Genomic DNA, 20875 nt, shown 5'->3' on the forward strand with positions numbered 1-20875 from the left:
GTCAGTCGGCGGGCTTGAGCACGACCTTGGTCCAGCCCTCGTTGCGCGCGTCGAACTGCTGGTAAGCATCGGGCGCTTGCCCGAGCGGTAAGGTATGCGAAATGATCTGTGAGGGCCGCGCTTTGCCTGCCGCGATGAGATCGCGCAGCTTGCGGTTATACGCCTTCACGTTGGCCTGACCCGTGGCGATGTGCTGTCCCTTCATCCACAGCTGGCCGAAGTCGAAAGCCAACTGCCCCTTCTTCGCCAACTCGTCCTGCGCGCCCGGATCCTTCGGCACGAATACGCCCACCACGCCGATGCCGCCCGTCGGCCGCACAGCCTTCACGAGATTGTTCATCGTCAGGTTCGGTACTTCGCGGCCGTGACAGGTGCATTGATACCCCACGCACTCGCAGCCGCGGTCGGCGCCTTCGCCGCCGGTCATTTCGACGATGCGCTGCGCGGAGTTGCCGTCGCTGTCGTCGACGGGAATCGCGCCGAGCTTTTCCGCCAGTTGCAAACGGTCCGGGTGGGTATCGACGACCATGATTTTGCTTGCGCCCTGGACCTGGGCCGAGAGCGCCGCCATGAGACCGACGGGTCCCGCACCATAAATGGCGACACTGTCGCCGGGCTGCACGCCCGCGAGCACGGTCGCATGCCAGCCGGTCGGGAAGATGTCGGACAGGAGGACGTAGTCGTTCTCCTTTTCCTCGGCATCGGGCGGCAGGCGCAGGCAGTTGAAGTCGCCGAACGGCACGCGCAGCAGTTCGGCCTGACCGCCGCTGTACGGACCCATGTCGGCGAAGCCGTACGCCGCGCCCGCCATGCCCGGATTGGCCGTCAGGCAAAAGCCGGTGAGCCCGCGCTCGCAGTTCTTGCAGAACCCGCAGCCGATGTTGAATGGCATGCAGACGCGGTCGCCCACCTTCACGCGCACGACGGCGGAACCCACCTCGATCACCACGCCCAGATTTTCGTGGCCGAGGATGCGGCCGGTTTCCATGCTGGTGCGTCCCTCGTACATATGGAGGTCGGAGCCGCAGATATTGGTGCTGGTGATCTTGACGAGCACGTCGGTAGGGTGCTCTATCTTTGCGTCCGGCATGGCTTTAACGGTGACTTTACGCGGACCTTCGTAGACGACAGCTTTCACGTGACTCTCCTCGGGAAGCGCGCGAGTTGCGCGCAGTTGGCCTGGCGCACGCGATGTCTCGCCTCATCGCGAATGCGTGCCCGCCCGTTGCACGCGCATTGACCGTTCCCATGAGCCGGCGGCAAGGGATGTCAAGCGGCAGCGGTGGGCGTGAGGGCTCCGACGCCGCTGCCGGCCCCCCCAGTGCGAAGCGGCCTCCAGGCACAACCGGTGCGCACACAGCCGGACCACGTCGCCACGGCGAGCCTGATCGAGAACTGGATCGACCGGACCGAAGAGCGCTCTAATTTCTGTTCGGGACGACGCGCCATACTGAAAGGAGGTCGACAATGAAAGATGAATCCGGTACGCGCCCCGCGCAATCGCCTGAAGCCGGGCGGCGCAACACTGCGCCGCCTGCACGCACGAGACAGGAGAAGTGCGACGAGCGCGAGAAGAGCAAGCACGAAGCGTCTGAGAACGAGTTGCCGTCCACCCAGGAAAAGAATCCCATACCACCGGGAACGACGCAGAAGACGTCCTGAAATCGCGTGCCCCGCGCGCTGATCGCGGACCATGGGCGTGGTCACGCAGAACGCCTTTGCAGGCGTAATCGAGGCGGCCGGGTGCGATGGTTGCGCCCTCGGGACGTCCGCCAGTCGACGTATTCTTTTCAGGGAGAGTGAGATGGCAAAGCCGCATTCCATGCTAGTCACGACAATGACGGTGCTTTCGATCGCGTTAGCGCCCGGCATAGCTGCCGCGCAGACGAGCGCGCCTGACGCGTCAGCGAATGGGAGCACATCGAAGGCGCAACGCAAGGAAGCACGCAAGCAGGCGCGAGCGCAAAGAAACGCGGAACTGAAGAAGCTCGAAGAAAATGGATATAACCCGGCTGCGGGAAACGATCCAAATTATCCGAACGATATTCAGAACGCCGAAAGAAAGGCGGCGACGCCTGGTAGCGCGAGCCAATAGATGACACTCGTGGCGTGGACGTGGTCCTGCGCCCCAGGTCACATTTCGGCGCTCACGGGGCGCGTGGTCGTTTCGCACTGCACACCGAAAGGTTCGCCAAATTCGGCGAGCAAGGCTTCGAAGTGCGCGGGTTCGAGCGGCGAGGGCGGCCCGAGCCGCGGCTTCAACTGCGCGAGTGCCCGCCCGTATCGCTCGAATGTGGCGAAATCGCGTGGGTAGCGCTCGCTATCGACGCCGGCGAAGCGCCCCTCGTGAGCGGCGTGGGCGAGCAGCGCTCGCCAGCGCGAGATCGGCGCGAGCCCGATGCTTTGCGTGCCGTGGGAGAACAGCGTCATGTCGATGTCCTCGAATGCGGGCGTGCTGTCGAGGAAGCGCTGCAGGGCGTCGGCCGAGGGCTCGACACCGAACAGCAGCCAGAACGGTATGGCGTGAATCTCGAGCGTCGTGAGGGGATCCATCAGCATGAAAGAGTCGACGAGAAGGCGGCGCGTCTCGATCACGCTTTCCTGATACCAGCGCCGATAAACAGCCGCGGTCGCGAAGCTCAGCGCTTCGGGTTCCTCAAACCGGATCTCGACGATGCGCCATTGCATTGGCCCGGCCAGCTCGGCGAGATCGTCGCGCAGAACGGCGTCGAAGCCCCACTCGGCTTCCGGGGCGCGCGCGTCGGGAGCCGGGGGGTCCCACCGTGTGCGCACGCTGCCGTAGTGCGCGAGAAACGCGCGCACGCGCTCGCCGCCGTGCAGATATTCGTCTTCGCTCGCGCCACCCGTGGCGCCGAACTGGAACACCGAACGCTCGCTCGTGCGGGTGACTGCCCAATCGCGCGTGCAGTTGACCACGTAGAGGGTCCCGCCGCGCTCGAGATTGCCGAGCAGGAACTCGCGAAACGCGAGCGGCAGGCGTCGAAACTTGAGCCGGAAATAGCGCATGCCATGCAACATCAGACGGTCCTGGTTGGGATCGTGCATATGATGAACGGCAATGCGATCGTCGGCGGCGAGCAGGGCTTCCGTGATGCGCCGGCTCGTGTCGAAGCCCCGCTGGGCATCATCGGGATCGCTGAACGGCGCGCGGACCGGGCATAGAAAGGTTTGCGGCAGCCAGGGTGCGCGCAGCGCGGCCGCGAGATGGATCATCGCACCGTTCGACGACCCGATAAACGCGCAGCGGCGGGGGACTTGCGGATAAAGGTCGGCAAGCCACTGCGCAATGCGTTCGACGTCGAGGCTCTTCGCGCGGCGAGGATCGATGCCCTCGCTCATGCCGCCGACGATATAGGCCCATTCGCGCTGGCGTTTCGGCAGCGCATTGATTGCGGGCATGAGGCGGTCGAGCAGGGGCGACTGGCTGGGGCTCGAAAAACGTCTTCCGTGCAACATGCTCGCCAGTGCCTGGGCCATGGCGGCGGCGGAATCGAAACGGGCGATGCCCGGCGGCGGCTTGTTCATTGAAGTGCTCCCTTGCTAAACGCCAACGGCACCGGCCTTGAGAAACGGTGTGATCGCAAACGCGAACGCATTGGGCGCGGCGTAATTGAGTGTGTGCGTGCCGCCTTCTATCGTCATCAGCCTGCCGTGCTGCAGTTTGCGCGCGGCCTCCGCGCCCCACCCGAGCGGCGCGACGGGGTCGCGCGTGCCCACGACGACAAGGGCGGGCGCAGCGATGCGCGGGAGCCGCTCGTCGACGGGCTCGCGCACCAGCATGCGCATGGTGGCAAACGCGCGCCACAATCCCGCCTTCGCGTAGTCGATCCGGCCGGCCTTCGCCGGCGTGTGGGGACGCTCGCGCAGTCCGTTGATCCAGTCGCGCCACGCCTGGCGCGGCAGCGAGCGGGCGCGAGGGTCCGGTGTGGGTGCTTGCAGAACGAGGCGATCCACCGCCTGCGGGTAGCGCACTGCGAAATCGGCGAGGACCTGGCAGCCGAAGGAGTTGCCCACGAACATCGCTCGTTTCACGCCGCATGCGTTGAGCCACAAATGCAGCGCATCGGCGAGTTGCGCGAGGCTCAGCGCGTCGCGCCTCCGCGCGAGCGGGCTTTCGCCGAAGCCGGGCAGGTCGGGCGCGAACACGTCAAAGTCGCGCTTGAGCGCGTACGCGAGCGGTTCCATGTAACGGCTCGAGACGACGAGGCCGTGGACCAGCACCACTGGCAATCGGCGGGGCGCGTGCGCGTGGCAGCGTGCGACTCGATAGAACATGCGGTATGGCCCAGCCTGCACGAAGGCGCCTTCGATGCCGCGGCGGCGGCTGCCTCGGTCGATGGCAGCGGTTTGCTTGAGCCTGCGCCAGGCAAGCGTCATCGACACGAGGGCGACAACGCAGACGCACGACAGGCCGATGAGAAAAATGAGCACGGCAGCACGCTCCTGTGCGCTCACCGCTTGCGGGCGCCGAGCGCTATCGCAGTGACAACAGCAAACCGTGTTCCACCAGGATCAGGACTGCGAGCCCAGCACGTCGTCGAGAAAACGCAACACGTGAGCATGACCTCCGCGCTCCCATGCATTGACGTGCGAGGCGCCCGCTATGATCGCAAAGCGCCGGGGCGCCCGGACGGCCGTGAAGAGCCGTGAGAATTGCGCTGGGGGAACGACGTGGTCAGCGTCGCCGCCGTAAATGAGGATGGGGGCGCGCACGCTGCCGATCTTGGCGAGATTGTCATAGCGGTCGCGCACGAGCCACCGCATGGGAACGATGCGCGGCAGCCATCGCATGTGCACGGCGGCGACATCGGCGACGCTGGTGAACGGGGCTTCGAGCAACAGCGCGGCGAGAGGGCGTTCGGTCGCGATCTGCACTGCCACGGCCGAGCCGAGCGAATAACCATGGAGGACGACGTCGCGCGAGTGCCGCGCGGCGAATGCGATGGCAGCGCGGCCGTCGGCGTAGAGCCCCGCTTCGCTGGGACGCCCGGGCGCGCCGCCGTAACCACGATAGCCCGCAAGCAGGACGCCGTAGCCTGCGTCGAGCAGCGCATGCGCGATGTGCGTTCGCTGGGTGAGGTCCTCTCCGTTGCCATGAAAGAGTACGACCGTGGCGCGGGCGGGGTCCGCCGGTGCCGCGTGGCCGCAAACCAGTTCGTTGCCGTCGGCGGTATGCACGCGCACGTGGCGGATGCGGCCCTGCGCGTCCGGGCGTAGCGGCCCGCGCTGCAGCCGCTCCGACGGGTAGATCAGACGGCCTTGCAGCCAGTACAGCAAGGCCATGGCGCAACCGTAGATCAGTAAGGCGGCGGCAACAGCGAGGGCGATGTATAGCGGTGCGGTCATGGTCTCGTTCATCGCGCACCGAACATTCCCGCGGCTTCGCCACGATGTCCGGAAAGAACGGATTTCGTACAAAAAGCTAATTCAGGGCTCGACCTATAATTCACTGCTCCAGAAACCGAAGTCAGACTTCTGCAAACGTCCTTTCGATAAATGCGCATAGGTGTGAGCAATGGCTTATTCACTGATCTATCGCGGATTCACAATCGACTTTGCGCCATTTTCGGTTGACGGTCATACATTCGGTGCGCAGTGGACGCTAACGCCCAGCGATCCGCATAGGGCTCTCGGCATTCCCATCTCAAGTGGTGATCTGCAGATGCGGGGTGCTCCGGATGAAATGGCGGCGCTTGCAAGGCTGCAAGCGATTGACTGGATTGACCGCAACCATCGGGGTGGTCCTTGCCGCTAAGGCGCTACCAGAAAGACATTCGCGCCCGCCTGGGACGGTTGCCCTTAAGGATGGATTTACGGACACACGTCCATTCTGTACTTGCGAGCCACCGCTGGAATATGCTCATACAAGCCACATACGAGCGTTTCGCCGCCAGGACGAGTGACACCATGAGTACTGAAATGGTTGTGCAAAGGCTCACAATTCGGGCTGCCCCGGGCAAGCTCAGAATCATCCCGGTGTGGCGATGCCTGGCACAGAGCGGTGCCAGGGTCGTTCGCTGGAATGTCCATGCCGATCGCAATGACGGCATGGATTTCATGACAGTCGACATTATCGAAGCCGATCCGTCGCGTACGGAAGACATCGCGATTGCGCTCGGAAAAGTACCTCTCGAAATGACAGTCTCTGCGCTCAATTTGACAGTGCTGTCCACTCCCGAATCAGCCCATGACCGTGGGCCGCGGAAAGATTAATCGCACGCGACGCGCAGAGCCGGATAGGCATCGAAGTGACGAATACGACGGATTCACGCTCGATGTGGCAGTCGATGCCGACGTTGTCAGGGGCGTCTCACAGACACTCGCAGGTTCTCGCGCCGCTCAGCCGCGCAGGGCGGGAATCGATACTTACCGATGATGCAGATCTGGGCGCCGGATCGGGCTGCGCGCCATTCAGCCGGAGAAAATATTCTTCGCGGCGTTCCTTCATTAAAACCAGGTCGGTTCGCAAGGCGGTTCGAATCTCGGTCGACCACGCTGCCGCGTGGTGGCCCGTGCTGCGTTCGACCTCGGAAAGGCGCTCCATGCACGCCTTGATCTCCGCATCGATATTCAGCAGGGCTACCAGCAGGTCGTCGGTCGTGCAAACCATTTTTTGTCCCCCTCATCATGGTCAACTCGATGATGCATTGCATCAATGTTAAATCGAGGAGATAGAAATGATGCCTGGGGAATACACCAAATCTCGCGCCGTTGTAGCCGCCCGGAGCGCGAGTCTCGCTCGCAATATTTACTAAAATTACGGTAGCCACTCACGAAGAAATGGGTCGCGGGAGATGACATGGCAAGTTCCCAGCCTGAAGGCGGCTCGCTCGAGAGAGAATATGACCTTGCCCTGGAAATCCTCGACGCGAGGTCTGCTGCACTCGAGCGCGCCATACGCCGCCATTCGGTCGATTCGGCTCAGGCCCACGAAGCGCGCAAAGCCTACGATCTCGCCAGGGTGATTTTGCTCTCGTGCGAACTTCGGCTACGAAGCCGGGGGATAGTCCGGCAAACGACGCGTCGTCGTCCGATCACCGTCATCGTTTTCAGCGAGTCGGAACTGCTCAGGAAATCGTTGACGGTATTGCTTCGCGCGGAGGGCTACCACGCGATTTCAGCGACCACGCTCCTCGAGCTGCGAAGCGTGATGGCGGCGCAGGAAGCCGGCGCGATTGTCATTTACCGGGAGCGCGGGGCGTCGCACGCCCCACTCACTATCGACGGCATGGCCAGCGCCGCGCCGTGGGTGCCGACCTTCATGCTGCAGTGCGGCAAGCGGATGTCGACTGCGGAGACATCCGCCGACGCCCGTATCCGTGAAGTTGGCTCGATCCACGAACTGGTCTCCGGGCTGGACGCAACCCTTGTGAGCGGCGGCGGCACTGAGAAGCTCCTGCGGTAGGGAATCGTCGAGATGCGGCGCGTCGTAGTGCTCGCGCTCGTAGCCGAACGATCCCGCGTGACGCACGACTTCGGGCAGCGTCGCGTCCCGGCTGTGCCGCACTGACGTGCCAGACACAGTGACAGGTCCCCATGAAATATCTCCCCCGAATTGCCGCACTCGCCGGCCTCGCCATCGCAGTCTGGCTCGTCTGGCACGCCGATGCGCGAGCGGTGCTCAGTTTGATGCGCGCAGCCGGCGGCGGGCTCGCGCTTGCAGGGATCGCTCATGTTCTGCCGATGCTCGCCAATGCAAGGAACTGGCAAATGTTGATGCGCGGTGCGAGACGTCCAACGCTGTCGGGCGTCCTGCGCCTCGTCTGGATTCGGGAGTCGGTGAACGGTACGTTGCCCGTTGCGCGTGTCGGCGGTGAAGTCGTGACGTTCCGCATGATGTGCAAATGGGGCATGCAGCCGGCCCCGGCGATGGCGAGCCTCGTCGTCGATCTTCAGCTAACGCTGATCAGCGAGATGCTCTTTGCTATTGCAGCCATCGGCTATCTGATCGCACATGCGGGTGCCGGAGCGTTGCACCTCGCTGCGCGACTCGGAGGAGGTATCGCCATACTTGCCGTCCTGCTCCTCGCGTTTTTGTTCGTGCAGCGCATGAGTCCGTTCGCTCGCCTGACGAAACTGTTCAATCGCATCACGAGCGGCAAGTTCCGCTCGCTCGTCGGCGAGTCGGTTCGCATCGATCAGTCGATCAGCGATCTCTGGCGTCAGCGCGGCATGATCATTCGTTATCTGCTCATCTGGCAGTCACTTCAATGCATCGCAACCGCGCTGGAACTCTGGCTCGCGCTCTATTTTCTCGGGGCGAAAGGAAGCTTTCTGCAAGCGATCGCACTCCAGTCGCTCATCCAGGCGCTCAGTAGTGTCGCGTTCTTTGTGCCTGGCGGACTCGGTGTTCAGGAGGGGGGATTCTTGCTGATCGGGACGGTACTCGGTTTCAATCCGCAGACTTGCCTCGCACTTGCGGGTGCGCGAAGGCTTCGTGACATCATCGTCTTTGTGCCCGGGCTCGTCGCATGGCAAGTCGCGGAATGGCGCGACAAGCGACGCGCGCCGGCCAGTTCCGCAACAGGCGGCGAGACAGCGAACTCCGGCCAAAGCGCTTCCCGTCGCAAAGCGCAGTAGAAGGACCGAAGCGCGCGCCACTTCCGGATTGCTTCACGACGCCCGGGGCGCAATCGCGCGCCTGCGATCTTCTCAGGTCTCGTATTTGAAGGACACGGAGACCCGGGTCCGATATTCAACGACCTTGCCGTCTTCGATCTTGATGTCGAGTTTGCAGACTTCGGCGATTCGCAGGTCACGCAACGACGCGGCTGCGGTTTCCACTGCATTTTTTGCGGCTTCCTCCCAGGAAGTTGTGCTCGTGCCGATGATTTCCGTCACCTTATAGACGCTGGAATCCGTGCTTTTGCTCATGGTCTTTCTCCGTGTTGAGATGGGCGATGGACTTGCCACGCGCATTCCGCGTGCCTCGCGGATACGCTGGCAGACACGTTCCATGGCCGCTGCTCGGCAAGCTGGCACTCGCTTCGAGATATCCTTCGGCTGCTTCCATGGGGCGGGGGAAGAAGGGCGGGCATGCGTTTTGCGCACGTAGCGCGCCGCAGTCAGTGCATGGAGACGGATACAGTGAGCAGACCGCCCGCGATCCGGGAATATCGCGTCAAAGACCGAGCAGTCAGGAGCGCCTGATGGACGATGAGACCAAAATCATGCGGGTCGTGCGTACTGGCGTTCCCGGCCTGGACGATGTTCTGGCGGGAGGGCTGACTCAGGGAAACCTTTTCCTTCTCGAAGGCAGCCCCGGCACGGGGAAAACGACCATCGCCCTGCGGTTTCTGCTTGAAGGTGCCGAGGCGGGCGATCAGGGCCTTTACATCACGCTGTCCGAAACGGAGCGGGAATTGCGCGACGGCGCCGCGTCCCACGGTTGGCAACTGGGCGATCGCGTCGCCGTCTTCGAAGTGGTGCCCCCGGAGAGCCTGCTCGATGCGGATCAGCAGCAGAGTCTGCTGTACTCGTCCGATCTCGAGCTCGGCGAGACGACTCGCCTGATCTTTGACGCTTTCGAGCGAGTACGGCCCAGGCGGGTCGTCCTGGACAGCCTCTCGGAAATCCGTCTGCTCGCGCAGAGCTCGCTGCGTTACCGCCGCCAGGTGCTCGCCATCAAGCATTACTTCTCGCGACAAGGAGCGACCGTCCTGCTGCTCGACGACCTGACTGCAGATGCCGCAGACAAAACCGTACACAGCGTCGCCCACGGCGTCATCAAGCTCGAAGAACTTGCCCCCGACTATGGAGCCGAGCGGCGCAGGTTGAGGATTTCGAAGTACCGGGGGCAGGCGTTCCGTGGCGGGTATCACGACTTCACCATCAAACGCGGAGGTGTTTCCGTGTTTCCCCGGCTCGTTGCTGCGGAACATCGCACCCGGTTTGCGCGCGAGCAAATGACGAGCGGCGTGGCGGAACTCGATGCGCTTCTCGGCGGCGGCATCGAACAGGGCTCGAGCACCCTGGTGTTAGGACCGGCCGGCACCGGCAAAAGCATTTTTGTGCTTCAGTTCATTTCGGCTGCGGTCGCTCGAGGCGAGAAGGCGGCACTGTTCGCCTTCGACGAAGAACTTGGACTGTTCTTCGACCGGACCCGCGCGTTGGGTTTCGACCTTGAAGCGATGCGCGAGACCGGCCGGTTGCATGTCGAGCAGGTCGATGCCGCGGAACTCTCGCCAGGCGAGTTTGCCCAGCGCGTCCGCGATTGCGTTGACCACGCCGAGGCCAAAACGGTGGCCATCGACAGTCTCAACGGTTACCAGGCCGCCATGCCGCAGGAGAACGCGCTCGTCCTTCATATCCACGAATTGCTGCAATACCTCAACAGGCAAGGCGCGACGACTTTCCTGACGGTAGCGCAGCATGGGCTCGTTGGCGACATGAAAGCGCCCGTCGACGTCACGTACCTTGCCGACACGGTCATCCTGCTGCGGTACTTCGAGGCGCTGGGAAGCGTGCGGCGGGCGGTGTCGATCATCAAGAAACGCACCGGGCGTCACGAAGAGACGATCCGGGAATTTCGCATTGGGCGATTCGGTCTGAACGTCGGGGCACCGCTCGACAGTTTCCAGGGCATCCTGCGCGGTGTACCCACGTTTGTGGGTAACTCAGGGCCGCTTATGCCGACGGGCGCCGCTGGTAATGAAAGCACCTGATTTCAATCGCTGTCCCACACTGGTTTTTACACCTATTGGGCGAGACGCTGTCGTTGCCACGGCTCTCCTGAAAGAGGCAGGCGCTCTTGCGCTCGTATGTCGCGATCTCGAGCATTTCGTCGCCATGCTGGACGAGGGAATCTGTTGCGCGATCGTGACCGACGAGGGCCTGCGAAACGCCGACCTCAAGCCACTCGGAAACTGGGTGTCAGCGCAGCCCACATGGTCCGACTTTCCGTTCATCATCCTTACACAGCGCCGGGGCGCGCCCGATCAGGACCCCGAACTGAGCCGACTCGCGGCGACGCTGGGAAACGCGACATTCATCGAGCGCCCGTTTCATCCGCGGACGTTCGTCAGCGCGGTTGGCACAGCACTGCGCGGCCGGGCGCGGCAATTCGAAGCGCGCCTGCGTATGGATGAACTGCGCGAAAGCGAAGCGCGCCTGCACACCGCCCTGACAGCAGGGAAACTGGGCTCATGGGAACTGGACCTGTCGACATTTGCACTGGTGGTTTCGCCTGCGTGTCGCGCGATTTTCGGGCATGCGTCAGGCGCGCCTTTCACGTACTCCGATCTCCTTGCCGGCATCAGTCGAGACGACAGGCCCCGGATGACCGACGCAATCGACTGCAGCCTGGCAACCGGCTGCGATTTCGCACTCGAGCTCTGTACGCTCTGGCCGGACGGGACGGTTCATTGGGCGGACATGCGCGCGCGGCTGGTTCGAGATGGCACTCGAAAGACCGCACGGCTCGTCGGGGTGATATCCGATATCACCATGCGCAAGGCAGCGGAAGACAGCCTGCAACAGGCCAACGACATGCTCGAGGCGAGGGTTGCCCAGCGCACTGCGGAGCTCGAGCGCAGCCACCGACTCGTGCTGGACGAGATGCGGCAGCGCGAGCGCGCAGAGGAGCTGTTGCGCCAGGTGCAGAAGATGGAAATGATCGGGCAGTTGACGGGCGGAGTTGCCCACGATTTCAACAATCTGCTGATGGCCATCATGGCCAATCTCGAACTGCTGCGCAAGCAGCCGCAGGACGCCATTCGAGCAACGCGACTGATCGACGGCGCGCTTAGGGGAGCCCAGCGTGGCGCCGCCCTTACGCAGCGCCTTCTGGCCTTCGCGCGGCAGCAGGATCTCAAGGTCGAGCCGACCCACCTGCCGACCGTGGTTCGGGGGATGACCGATCTTCTGGAGCGGTCGATAGGGCCGCGAGTGGCGCTCGAGCTGAAATTGCCGGAGGGGATTCCGCTTACCCTTGCCGATGGGAATCAGGTCGAACTCGCGATCCTGAATCTGGTCGTCAACGCCCGCGACGCGATGCCTGAGGGAGGGACGTTGTCAATAGCGGTCGATGACGTGCAAACGCGGGGCGACAACGGACTGCCCGCGGGCGAATATGTCCGAATCATCGTCGCTGATACCGGGAAAGGCATGGATGCGGACACCCTTGCGAAAGCAACCGAGCCGTTCTTTACAACGAAAGAACTCGGCAAGGGAACAGGGTTGGGTCTTTCCATGATTCACGGACTCGCGCTGCAGCTGAACGGTGCCCTGCGCCTCGAGAGCGAAGCAGGACGAGGCACGCGGGTAGAGTTATGGCTGCCCGTTACCTCGCAACGTGTCACGATGCCTGATCTGCAGCACGATGCGCAGCCCGAGGGCAGCGTAATCGATCCGATCCAGGCGAGCATTCTTCTCGTCGATGACGATGCCCTGATCGCAACGAGCACCGCGTACCTCCTTCAGGATATGGGACATGAGGTGATCGAAGCCGACTCGGGCGCCGCCGCACTCGAGATCCTGAAGGCGGGACGCAGGATCGATCTCCTGCTCACCGACTATTCGATGCCACGGATGACGGGCCTGGAGCTGGCGCTGGCCGCGCGCGAGTTGCGCCCGACACTCCCTGTGATCCTGGCTACCGGCTACGCAGAGCTTCCACAGGGAGCCGACGTCGGAATTCAGAGGCTTCGTAAGCCGTATCAGCAACATCAGCTCGTCGCGGAAATAGCGAAGGCCCTCACCAAGGCCAGGGCCTTCGGGTAGGGGTCCGACGGCAGTCTCCAGGCAGTATTGGTTGACTGCCGCTACCGCCGCCGTATTGCTGGACGAGCAGGCGCCAACCTGCTTGACGCTATGTCGGTCCTCCTCGTCAGCGACTACATCGAACTGCACCCTCGTTGAGCGAATGTCGCCTTCATTGACGATCGATGCTACGCCTGCCCATTCGGTTCGATTGTCCCGCGCGTCCCCGCGATGCCGGTGGTCAACGCATGGTGTTCACTTCTCGCACGCAACCGCGGCGTGCACGTAGCGGAACCTCGAAGCCTATTGCACGAGGAATCGAAGCGCTTCGGCGTGGAGCTCTGGGGTCGCCGCTGCGATGACCGTGCCATCGAAACGTCTATCGACTGGACGACCTGACCATGTCGTCACGACGCCGCCCGCGCCCTGGACGACAGGTATCAGCGCCATGACGTCAAACATTTCCAGTTCAGCTTCCACAACAAGGTCAACGTGTCCGGAGGCTAGCAACGCGTAGCCGTAACAGTCGGTGCCGAACCGGGTGACTGAAACAGCGCGCGACAGGGTTGAAAAGGCCGTTGACGCCTTGCCCGCGAACGTTTGGGGGTCGGTTGCGCAGAGCCGCGCATCTCGCAGTTGCCTACACGCACTGACCTCGCACGGTACCCCATTGAGAACGGTGCGATTGCCGTTGCCGATCCAGCGCTCGCAGAGTACGGGGACTTCAATCATGCCGTAACGGGGACGTCGCCCTTCAAGCACTGCTACGAGTGTGCCGAACAGCGGCAGACCTGCCACGAAGCTTTTCGTCCCGTCGATGGGGTCGATCACCCAGGTTATGCCATCCCCAACGTCTCCGCCTTCCTCCTCCCCCACAATATTGTGCGAAGGATACCGTGACAGGATGCGTTCCCGAAGCTGTCGCTCAATCTCGCGGTCCGCCACCGTGACGGGCGTATCGTCGGACTTTGCGGTAACGTCGAGCTGTGTCCTGAAATACTTCAGGGAAACGGCTCGCGCCTCATCTCCGAGCAGTTCGAGAAGCGCGCAGGCGTCCGTCGGCAACATGTTCGATTCCTTCACAGCCCAGCAACGCCTGGACGCTGTCCGCCGTGCATGCCTGGCACGCGAGGACGGTGCATTGCGAAGCTCCCTGCCGGCTTGAACGCGCCTCGGGACGTCGCGCAGGAAGGTGATTCGTACGCTACTCATGTTGACGCAAGCCCGCATACTGAATGCCAGCCGTTCGTACAGTTCGCTTTCTAGCTTCGTAGTGAGACCACGGCCGCGAAGGCTGTCCGATCTTTTTCTTGAGCCGGAGATCGCGAACTGATGAACGGCATCGATAGGTGAAGTATGTGAGTCATACCGTTCACCCTAACCCCGGTGAACGTCTGCGCATATTCTGTTCCTGCCGCCGTTCATTCGGGCGCCCGCCCGTGTCACAGGCGGAGACGGAGTATCCACGGACAGCCCGACCCCTTACGTTTCGTATTGCTGACTATTCTGACCGGGGGGATGCCTGGTAAACCACGTATGCCGGATGAGACGGCGGTGCCGATTTCTACCCTGAGACCGTCGTACAAGGCGGCCAGCAATACGGCGCCGACTTTCCGTTGTTCGTCGCTGTGGATGATCGTCAGTAAGGCACGCTGCTTACGTATACGCCAGACCGCCTCGTGGATATGGCGGTCCGCAAGTATCAGGGCTTGTAGCTCAGTCTCGTCGTCCATCGCAGCTTACTCGTTGCCCCCCGTAACCGGCTGGAAGATTTTTGTTTCCCATGCCCCTCTCGTCTGGTCACGCGTGAGCGGTCATGTCGTCCCACGTGACGCTGGAGTCCGGGCCATCTCCGCCTTGTCGACGCAGGACATTCGTCAGATCCCTGCGACGGCAGGCGCGGCTCGCGTTTTCACGCTCATCCCGATTTGAGATCCGTGGTACTTGTCCTGTCGATACATCCTTCATTCAACAAGTCGGCATCCGGTCACGTTGCCCTCGCGCCGGCGACACTCGTCATTCCCTGGCCGTTTGTTCTCGTTGCGGGTTCACGCGCCTCGCACTTTTCGACGCCGCGTCGGCGATCACATCGACTTTGCCCTGTGCAACCTCGATCGCGGACTGCCCGGTGGTCCCGAGTGCCCCATAGAGCGCATTGGCCACGGTGATCGCCGAGCTGAATGCTGCCACTGCTGCCTCGGAACCGGCTGGCGCATTTCGGGTGGCTTCTTCGAAGAGCGTGCCGCGCGCCGGTCACCGTTTTCGCATGATCGTTTCGAGCAGGAATTCGCCTTCATCCGTTATACGCGGACGCGGCATACCGGTGGCGAGGCTCTCGAGTGCTACGAGCTGTTGCTCGAGCAGTGTGTCGAGTTCCTCGCGGCCCATGTCGATCTGGTCCGGCGATGACTTGACCAGCATGAGCGTCGCAAATTCGTGAGGGCTCAGCACTTATGTCTCCTGGATTCTCGAACGAGCGGTCTTGCCGCCCTGATAGTTTTCCGCCGAAACGACATCTGACCGCGCACACCTCCTCGTGTGGCGTGTGATCGACCTCCGCGTGACATGCGCGAGGCGAGCTGGTAGTGCGCCAGTCGGATCGCTCTTTTTGGCCGGAAGTAGCTTGCTGGTGGCTCATAGGAGCATATGCCAGCCGACACCTGTCGAGTATCAGGGAGGCGTGTCCGTAAATGCATCCTTATGGACAAGCGTTTCCCCATGGGCTGAGCGCGCGGAGCGCTCACCCACACGACGCATTTGTAAGGTCAGGTGCGCGGAATGCTTGGACACTCAGCGCATCAAGCGGGATTGTTATGACGGTATTTGGGGGAGAAAAACCATGGGTAAGCCCGATCGCGCCGAAGACGCACTTCAAATTGTGGGCTACGAGGTGGTTTGCCGACAGAGGATCAATGCGATGGGCCAATATGTCGGAGACCTAAGGATCAGGCGAAAGGCTGATGGGAAGTTGATCTACCCGTTCGACGGCTGTCTCGTTCCCGGGCCATTCGCAACCGCCGACGAAGCCCGACTCGCCGTGCGCGAACTCGCCAAAGAGTTTGTGCGGCTGGATGTCGAGCGTCCCGAGGATTGATGACGCATCGCTGGAGTGGTCGATATCCAGAGGTGGTTCGGTCTCCCCGATGCTCATGCACCGGGTTTGTCCTGGCCGACGGAAGCCATGAAAAAGCGGTTTCGACCAACACCGGAGCCAGCGGCTGTTCCGGGCATGAGCGATGCGGAATCGGGCCTGGGCGCGATGCCGCGTCCCCGAGCGGAAGAGAGCCCCGATGAGCACTCAGACCTCATGGAAAACACGCTGGGCGCTGCTGCGCTGAACGCGCGGCTAGACCTCGCGGCGCGACAACGCGAGTGCGTAATACTAGGTCCGGGAGGAAATGCGCGATGAAGGAATCGCCCGTAGTGGTCACTGTGCGACGGGAGGATCCCGCTACGCGCGACGCGGGCTTACTGCTCGACGAACTGAGCGCCATGGTCGCGCTGTACTGCGGTGATGGCGCCCAATCCCGATTCAACGAGCAGGATGCGATGACGCCGCGCGGCGCCTTTGTCATTGCCCGTACCACCGACGGCCAGGCGATAGGCTGTGGGGCCCTGCGCCGTTTCTCGTTTGAAGTGGCGGAGTTCAAGCGGATATACCGGCGCGCCGAATTCCATGGAGCCGGCGCTGCGATTCTGCGATATCTCGAAGAACTCGCCGCCGCAATGGACTTTCGCCGGGTCATCTTGCAGACACGTGAGGCGAACCGGCGCGCAATCGCCTTTTATCGGCGCCACGGTTACCAACACATCGACCCGTACGGCGAATACACGACCATGAGCGACGCTCGATGCTTCGGGAAAGCGCTTCCAGTCAAACCGCAGCCTTAAGCGGCCTCGCTTCTTCGCGGTGATCCCTCGCATTTGCGCCGTGTTTGAAGCATCGTCACCGGGCGGTATCTCAAAGCGGCATATCGAGGTGCGAGAGCACCAACGTCTTGTCGCCGGTGCTCTTCACCCCGGCGGCCTCGAGCTTTGCATCGAGCTCGGCCTTGCGCGACGCGATACGCCGGCCCAGCGCTGCGAGGTCCAGATTACTGCGGCGCAAGAGCGGGAATAGCTCTTTCTCTTCTTCTTCGACATGGTGGCGAACCAGGTCGGCCAGCACACGGAACGTCGCGTCGAAACCAGCATGCGCGGGTGTCAGCGTGGTGAAGCGCTGGATGAGCGTTTTCACGAGGTAGTGCTCGACTCGAGCCTCGTCCACATCAAGCGCCTGTGTGGGTAGTGCTTCGCTCGCAGCGGGGTAGAGCAACTCTTCCTCAAGCATCGTATGCACGGCGAGTTGCTCGCACGCTCGCTTGGCGATCGTGAAGCGCGCATCTTCGGTGGCCTCGCCGGCACCCCGGTAGGCATCGAAAAGTTTATCGACGGCGCGGTGGTCGGCGATCAGCAGCGCGAGCGCATCGCTGGTCTGTTTCGGTTCGTTCATGACAGGTCTCCAGGGGACATGCCCGTGTGGCGCACCGCGCGTACCCAGCTCCCGGTCTCTCGATGAAAACAGGCCGCGCGGTGCGCGAGGCCGCACGCGCCGCGGCACGCACCGTGCGCGACGGCCCATGCGCGGTCCATATGGGCCCCGCGACCGTTCAACGACCCAAGGATGTCAACCATGAAACTCCTTTTCGCTATTCTCGGTTTGGCCATGGCATGCAGTCTTCCGCTCGCGGCCACAGCACAAGAATCCCAAGCGGCTTCCGCCACCGCGGCAAATCCGCTGCCGGATGTGGATCGCGATTTCGTTCAGGCGGCATCGATGTCTGGATCGACGGAAATCGACGCCGCGAAGCTCGCCATGCATAACACGAAGAACAAGGACGTGCACAAATTTGCAGAGCACATGATCGCCGATCATATGAAGCTTGCAGCGCAATTAAAGCTCGCGGCGCCGCACGGTGTCACGGTGCCGAAGGACAATTCCGATACGTCGATTCTCGATTCGTTACGGCCGCTCAAGGATGAGCAATTTGACAGTGCATACGCGCAGAAGGTGGGGGTAGAAGGCCACAAGGAAGCGGTTGCCGCGTTCCAGAAGGAAATCAGCGACGGCAAGAACGACAGCCTGAAGGCGGCGGCGCGCAAGGCGTTGCCAACCATCGAAGAACATTACCGGATGGCCCAGGCACTGGCCCAGAAAGTCGGTACGCATTCCTGAGTGAACGGCTTCGTCCCGGGGGCAGCCGTTGCAGCAGGAAACATTGCGGCGGTGCGCGTGAGGCCTTCTGTTGACCCCGCGCAGCACCGGTTGGGAGCGGGGCGTGTGTCCCTCGCACGGGCCCCCACCGCATGCCCTTACGAGGTGGCGCCCTCGAACGCGTTACTCCAGGCCATGAAGTCCCGGTTCAGGCGGCTTTCGATACCGCTAACGCAATCGACGATCGCGCCAAGCATGATCTCGTTGATGTGCCGCCAGTAGGCTGCAGTCTTTACTGTGCCCGCTAAAGCATAGCCTGCGTTCAAGCGCCATGCGTCAAATGGCGAACGTTCGCTAGCCGATTCGATTGCGATTGCGCGCTGCTCATCCAGGGTTGTACTGAACGCATGGCTATTCAGTTCTGCGATGCGGCCAGCGGTCTCAACACACAGGCGTGCCAGCTCGTTCATTTCCGTGCCCAGGGACGTAACTCGTTCAGGCGCGTTGCCTGGGCCTGCGTCGGGTAGTGCGATCGGTGGTTCAATCATCATCGGCTCCGATTTGAGGTTTGACCGGGCAGATAGGGTTCCGCGGTCTTGCTGCATCGCCGCATTGCTTGTTCCCGATGCGGCCGGTGGTTCGCACGAAGGGCGGCACGTACGGCTGCGCGCTGCCTCGGCGCAGAATTACGCTCCGGCGTTGGCGGCACGGCTATTGCTCCTCGTGCCCAAACAAGGCAATCCGACCGAGGCAAGCCGTGGCAAAGAATCACGCAAATTCAGGAAAGCCGGGCCGCAAAAGTACTGCGCGCGCGAGCGGCATATCGCCGACTGACCTCGGGCCTTGCGGCCTGCGCTATGTCGATGACTCGCATCGCGGGTACACGCGCGAGCGGATCGACGGAGCGTTCGTCTACTTCGATACGCGAGGCAAGCGCATCAAGGACGCTGCCGAGATTCGCCGTATCAACGCATTGGCGGTTCCGCCTGCCTATACCGATGTGTGGATCTGCCCGGATGGGCGTGGCCACTTGCAGGCGACGGGCCGTGACGCGCGGGGTCGCAAGCAGTACCGCTATCACCCGTATTGGCGTGAAACACGGGACGCGACCAAGTACGAGCGCTTGCTGGGGTTCGGCACCGCGCTGCCGAAATTGCGCGCCCGGCTGGCGCGCGATCTCGCGCTCGACGGCATGCCGCGAAACAAAGTGCTGGCGACCGTCGTGCGCCTGCTCGATAGCACACTGATTCGCGTGGGCAGCGAGGAGTACGCGCGGGAGAACCGCTCGTACGGCCTGACCACGATGCGCAAGCGGCATCTGGAAGTGTCGTCTGACCGGCTGCGCTTCCGGTTTCGCGGCAAGAGCGGCATCGAGCACGACGTCGCGGTCAGCGACGCACGGGTTGCGCGCATCGTCAGGCGCTGTATGGAACTGCCGGGCCAGGACCTCTTTCAGTATCTCGATGCCGATGGCGCGCGGTATTCTGTCACCTCCTCGGACATCAACGACTATTTGCATGAGGTCACGGGCGCCGATTTCACCGCAAAAGACTACCGCACGTGGGCGGGCAGCGTGTTTGCGCTTGCGGCGCTGCGCAAGCTGGAGTGGCAAACGACGACGCAGGCGCGCAAGCACGTCGCCGACACCGTCAAGCAGATCTCCCAGATGCTGCGCAATACGCCGGCGGTTTGCCGCAAGTGCTATATCCATCCGGCCGTGATCGAAGCGTTCGAGGCGGGCGCCCTCGCGCAGGCGCTACCCGCAGTGCGCCTGCGCGGACTGAAGGCAGACGAGGCGGCGCTCGTCGTCTTTCTGAAGCGCGACGCGAAGCGGCGGACGCGTGAGATGTCGCGCCGCGATCGCGCTGGCGAGTCAAGCGACGCGAGCCTCGTCCGCCTGCTCGCGCAAACGAGCCGTAAAGTACGCGCGAAGGGGGCGAAGGACCACGCTAATGGCGGCGCGACAAAGACACAGAAACCGGAAACGAGCAAGACAGCGTCGCGGCACGTGCGCTCGTCTGCTTCGACTCGATTCGCGCGTGCCGACACCGTTGCATGACGCGGCTCGTCAACGTTTGCCAGCAAGCGCGTCTGCGAGACGCAGTGCCTCGACGATCTGCGCGCGCGCTTTGTCGCGCGCCTCGACGTTCGGCGCCCGTAGCGCGTACGAAGGGTGCCAGGTTGCCACGATGACGAGATCGCCGATGCGACCCGCGTGTTCCATGTAGGCCTTCAGCCGCGCGTTCGGGTCGCGCAAAATCGCGCGCAAGGCGGTTGCGCCGAGCGCGACCACGACCTTCGGCCTGATTTGCGCAAGTTCCCGTTCGAGCCAGTATGCGCAGGCTTCCACCTCGCGCTGGGCAGGCGTCTTGTGCAGGCGGCGCTTGCCGCGCAGTTCCCATTTGAAGTGCTTAACCGCATTGGTCACATAGACGGCCTTCCGTTCGATGCCCGCCTCTTCGAGCGCGGTGTCGAGCAGCGCGCCTGCCGGGCCGACGAACGGCAGACCCGCGCGATCCTCGCTGTCGCCGGGCTGCTCGCCGACGAGCATCAGCGTGGCGCGCGCGTTGCCCGCGCCCGGCACCCCGTGGGTGGCGTCTTTCCACAACGTGCAGCGCCGACATGCTTCCAGCGAATCGGGTTCCTGATGAGGATCGGCCTGCGGGCTAACGGTGCGGCGCGCGGGGTGCGATTCGTCGCGATCCCGATGGCCGTGCGGTGTGCGCGATGTCACTGCGTTGCCTCGCGCACGGCGAGAGCGCTGACTGGAACGAAACGCGGACTGGCCAGTTTCATCGTTGCTCCCCAAACGGTGGGCGACGCGCGCGACAAACGCGAATCGCTATTGCGGTCCAGGAGGATGCGCAACTGGCGTACCGCGCGGGCGGCAGCCAGGGCACGCTGCTTGCGCGGACACGACAGCACCCGAGCGAACGAAGGCGAGGGAGCGAAAAGCGCGGC

Annotated in this window: 25 protein-coding genes; 12 read left to right on the top strand and 13 right to left on the bottom strand. The window is 62.8% G+C overall.

Features of this window, described 5'->3' with window-relative positions; translation table 11 throughout:
- Position 1: 1 nt before the first annotated feature.
- Complete coding sequence (locus ACOJB8_RS04100; RefSeq protein WP_475011096.1) at positions 2 to 1138, bottom strand: glutathione-independent formaldehyde dehydrogenase; 1137 nt, start codon at positions 1136 to 1138, stop codon at positions 2 to 4.
- A 329-nt stretch (positions 1139 to 1467) separates the two neighbouring features.
- On the opposite strand from ACOJB8_RS04100, the gene ACOJB8_RS04105 reads away from it, so the two are divergent.
- Together ACOJB8_RS04105 and ACOJB8_RS04110 are read left to right on the top strand one after the other, a co-directional pair.
- Positions 1468 to 1662: a hypothetical protein gene (locus tag ACOJB8_RS04105; protein WP_475011097.1), complete on the top strand. Its 195-nt coding sequence runs from the start codon at positions 1468 to 1470 to the stop codon at positions 1660 to 1662.
- 142 nt (positions 1663 to 1804) lie between these two features.
- Positions 1805 to 2095 carry a DUF4148 domain-containing protein gene (locus ACOJB8_RS04110; RefSeq protein WP_475011098.1) on the top strand — a complete coding sequence of 97 codons (291 nt, stop codon included), beginning with the start codon at positions 1805 to 1807 and terminating at the stop codon, positions 2093 to 2095.
- 38 nt (positions 2096 to 2133) lie between these two features.
- On the opposite strand, the gene ACOJB8_RS04115 is transcribed toward ACOJB8_RS04110, so the two are convergent.
- The 3 genes from ACOJB8_RS04115 to ACOJB8_RS04125 form a co-directional block, all read right to left on the bottom strand.
- The gene (locus tag ACOJB8_RS04115) at positions 2134 to 3546 is read right to left on the bottom strand and encodes a hypothetical protein (RefSeq protein ID WP_368618327.1); all 1413 of its coding nucleotides are present in this window, start codon (positions 3544 to 3546) and stop codon (positions 2134 to 2136) included.
- Positions 3547 to 3561: 15 nt separating this feature from the next.
- Positions 3562 to 4452 (bottom strand): alpha/beta fold hydrolase, encoded by an 891-nt coding sequence (locus ACOJB8_RS04120; RefSeq protein ID WP_256094586.1) that lies wholly within the window; start codon positions 4450 to 4452, stop codon positions 3562 to 3564.
- A gap of 81 nt (positions 4453 to 4533) precedes the next feature.
- Complete coding sequence (locus tag ACOJB8_RS04125; protein WP_368618326.1) at positions 4534 to 5367, bottom strand: alpha/beta hydrolase; 834 nt, start codon at positions 5365 to 5367, stop codon at positions 4534 to 4536.
- Positions 5368 to 5536: 169 nt separating this feature from the next.
- Between ACOJB8_RS04125 and ACOJB8_RS04130 the strand changes: the two genes are divergently transcribed.
- Complete coding sequence (locus ACOJB8_RS04130; protein ID WP_342949760.1) at positions 5537 to 5776, top strand: hypothetical protein; 240 nt, start codon at positions 5537 to 5539, stop codon at positions 5774 to 5776.
- A 152-nt stretch (positions 5777 to 5928) separates the two neighbouring features.
- Positions 5929 to 6234, top strand: coding sequence for a hypothetical protein (locus ACOJB8_RS04135; protein WP_368618325.1), 306 nt, complete (start codon positions 5929 to 5931; stop codon positions 6232 to 6234).
- Between the two features lie 97 nt (positions 6235 to 6331).
- On the opposite strand, the gene ACOJB8_RS04140 is transcribed toward ACOJB8_RS04135, so the two are convergent.
- Positions 6332 to 6631 carry a hypothetical protein gene (locus tag ACOJB8_RS04140; protein WP_475011101.1) on the bottom strand — a complete coding sequence of 100 codons (300 nt, stop codon included), beginning with the start codon at positions 6629 to 6631 and terminating at the stop codon, positions 6332 to 6334.
- Positions 6632 to 6820: 189 nt separating this feature from the next.
- On the opposite strand from ACOJB8_RS04140, the gene ACOJB8_RS04145 reads away from it, so the two are divergent.
- On the top strand, positions 6821 to 7426 hold the full coding sequence (locus ACOJB8_RS04145; protein ID WP_368602754.1) for a hypothetical protein: 606 nt from the start codon (positions 6821 to 6823) through the stop codon (positions 7424 to 7426).
- A gap of 131 nt (positions 7427 to 7557) precedes the next feature.
- Complete coding sequence (locus ACOJB8_RS04150; RefSeq protein WP_368683176.1) at positions 7558 to 8601, top strand: lysylphosphatidylglycerol synthase domain-containing protein; 1044 nt, start codon at positions 7558 to 7560, stop codon at positions 8599 to 8601.
- Positions 8602 to 8673: 72 nt separating this feature from the next.
- Here ACOJB8_RS04150 and ACOJB8_RS04155 read toward each other — a convergent pair whose 3' ends face one another.
- Complete coding sequence (locus tag ACOJB8_RS04155) at positions 8674 to 8895, bottom strand: dodecin family protein (protein ID WP_069263088.1); 222 nt, start codon at positions 8893 to 8895, stop codon at positions 8674 to 8676.
- 275 nt (positions 8896 to 9170) lie between these two features.
- On the opposite strand from ACOJB8_RS04155, the gene ACOJB8_RS04160 reads away from it, so the two are divergent.
- Both ACOJB8_RS04160 and ACOJB8_RS04165 read left to right on the top strand, forming a co-directional pair.
- Entirely contained in the window at positions 9171 to 10685 is a 1515-nt protein-coding gene (locus ACOJB8_RS04160; protein ID WP_342949764.1) for an ATPase domain-containing protein, read from the top strand.
- Positions 10672 to 12741 carry an ATP-binding protein gene (locus ACOJB8_RS04165; protein ID WP_475011104.1) on the top strand — a complete coding sequence of 690 codons (2070 nt, stop codon included), beginning with the start codon at positions 10672 to 10674 and terminating at the stop codon, positions 12739 to 12741. The genes ACOJB8_RS04160 and ACOJB8_RS04165 overlap by 14 nt, the downstream gene beginning before the upstream one ends.
- A gap of 282 nt (positions 12742 to 13023) precedes the next feature.
- On the opposite strand, the gene ACOJB8_RS04170 is transcribed toward ACOJB8_RS04165, so the two are convergent.
- The 4 genes from ACOJB8_RS04170 to ACOJB8_RS04185 form a co-directional block, all read right to left on the bottom strand.
- Positions 13024 to 13788 (bottom strand): inositol monophosphatase family protein, encoded by a 765-nt coding sequence (locus tag ACOJB8_RS04170; protein WP_342949766.1) that lies wholly within the window; start codon positions 13786 to 13788, stop codon positions 13024 to 13026.
- A gap of 374 nt (positions 13789 to 14162) precedes the next feature.
- On the bottom strand, positions 14163 to 14453 hold the full coding sequence (locus tag ACOJB8_RS04175) for a hypothetical protein (protein WP_475011106.1): 291 nt from the start codon (positions 14451 to 14453) through the stop codon (positions 14163 to 14165).
- 283 nt (positions 14454 to 14736) lie between these two features.
- Entirely contained in the window at positions 14737 to 14910 is a 174-nt protein-coding gene (locus tag ACOJB8_RS04180) for a hypothetical protein (protein WP_475011107.1), read from the bottom strand.
- 63 nt (positions 14911 to 14973) lie between these two features.
- Positions 14974 to 15171 carry a hypothetical protein gene (locus ACOJB8_RS04185; RefSeq protein WP_069263094.1) on the bottom strand — a complete coding sequence of 66 codons (198 nt, stop codon included), beginning with the start codon at positions 15169 to 15171 and terminating at the stop codon, positions 14974 to 14976.
- 388 nt (positions 15172 to 15559) lie between these two features.
- Between ACOJB8_RS04185 and ACOJB8_RS04190 the strand changes: the two genes are divergently transcribed.
- Positions 15560 to 15814, top strand: a complete 255-nt coding sequence (locus ACOJB8_RS04190) for a DUF6723 family protein (RefSeq protein WP_368602749.1) — start codon at positions 15560 to 15562, stop codon at positions 15812 to 15814.
- A gap of 311 nt (positions 15815 to 16125) precedes the next feature.
- Positions 16126 to 16611: a GNAT family N-acetyltransferase gene (locus ACOJB8_RS04195; protein ID WP_368618319.1), complete on the top strand. Its 486-nt coding sequence runs from the start codon at positions 16126 to 16128 to the stop codon at positions 16609 to 16611.
- A 70-nt stretch (positions 16612 to 16681) separates the two neighbouring features.
- Here the strand turns inward: ACOJB8_RS04195 and ACOJB8_RS04200 are convergent, their stop codons facing one another.
- Positions 16682 to 17212 (bottom strand): hemerythrin domain-containing protein, encoded by a 531-nt coding sequence (locus ACOJB8_RS04200; protein WP_342949770.1) that lies wholly within the window; start codon positions 17210 to 17212, stop codon positions 16682 to 16684.
- A gap of 180 nt (positions 17213 to 17392) precedes the next feature.
- Here ACOJB8_RS04200 and ACOJB8_RS04205 point away from each other — a divergent pair, with 180 nt between their 5' ends.
- A complete protein-coding gene (locus tag ACOJB8_RS04205; RefSeq protein ID WP_342949771.1) occupies positions 17393 to 17935 on the top strand; it encodes a DUF4142 domain-containing protein in 543 nt (180 codons plus the stop codon).
- A gap of 137 nt (positions 17936 to 18072) precedes the next feature.
- Here the strand turns inward: ACOJB8_RS04205 and ACOJB8_RS04210 are convergent, their stop codons facing one another.
- Positions 18073 to 18519 (bottom strand): phasin family protein, encoded by a 447-nt coding sequence (locus ACOJB8_RS04210; RefSeq protein WP_475011112.1) that lies wholly within the window; start codon positions 18517 to 18519, stop codon positions 18073 to 18075.
- A 215-nt stretch (positions 18520 to 18734) separates the two neighbouring features.
- Here ACOJB8_RS04210 and ACOJB8_RS04215 point away from each other — a divergent pair, with 215 nt between their 5' ends.
- On the top strand, positions 18735 to 19973 hold the full coding sequence (locus ACOJB8_RS04215) for a DNA topoisomerase IB (protein WP_342949802.1): 1239 nt from the start codon (positions 18735 to 18737) through the stop codon (positions 19971 to 19973).
- 9 nt (positions 19974 to 19982) lie between these two features.
- Here the strand turns inward: ACOJB8_RS04215 and ACOJB8_RS04220 are convergent, their stop codons facing one another.
- Positions 19983 to 20648: a UdgX family uracil-DNA binding protein gene (locus ACOJB8_RS04220; protein WP_083245162.1), complete on the bottom strand. Its 666-nt coding sequence runs from the start codon at positions 20646 to 20648 to the stop codon at positions 19983 to 19985.
- Between the last annotated feature and the right edge of the window lie 227 nt (positions 20649 to 20875).

This window comes from Paraburkholderia sp. BR10141 (genome assembly GCF_056155635.1).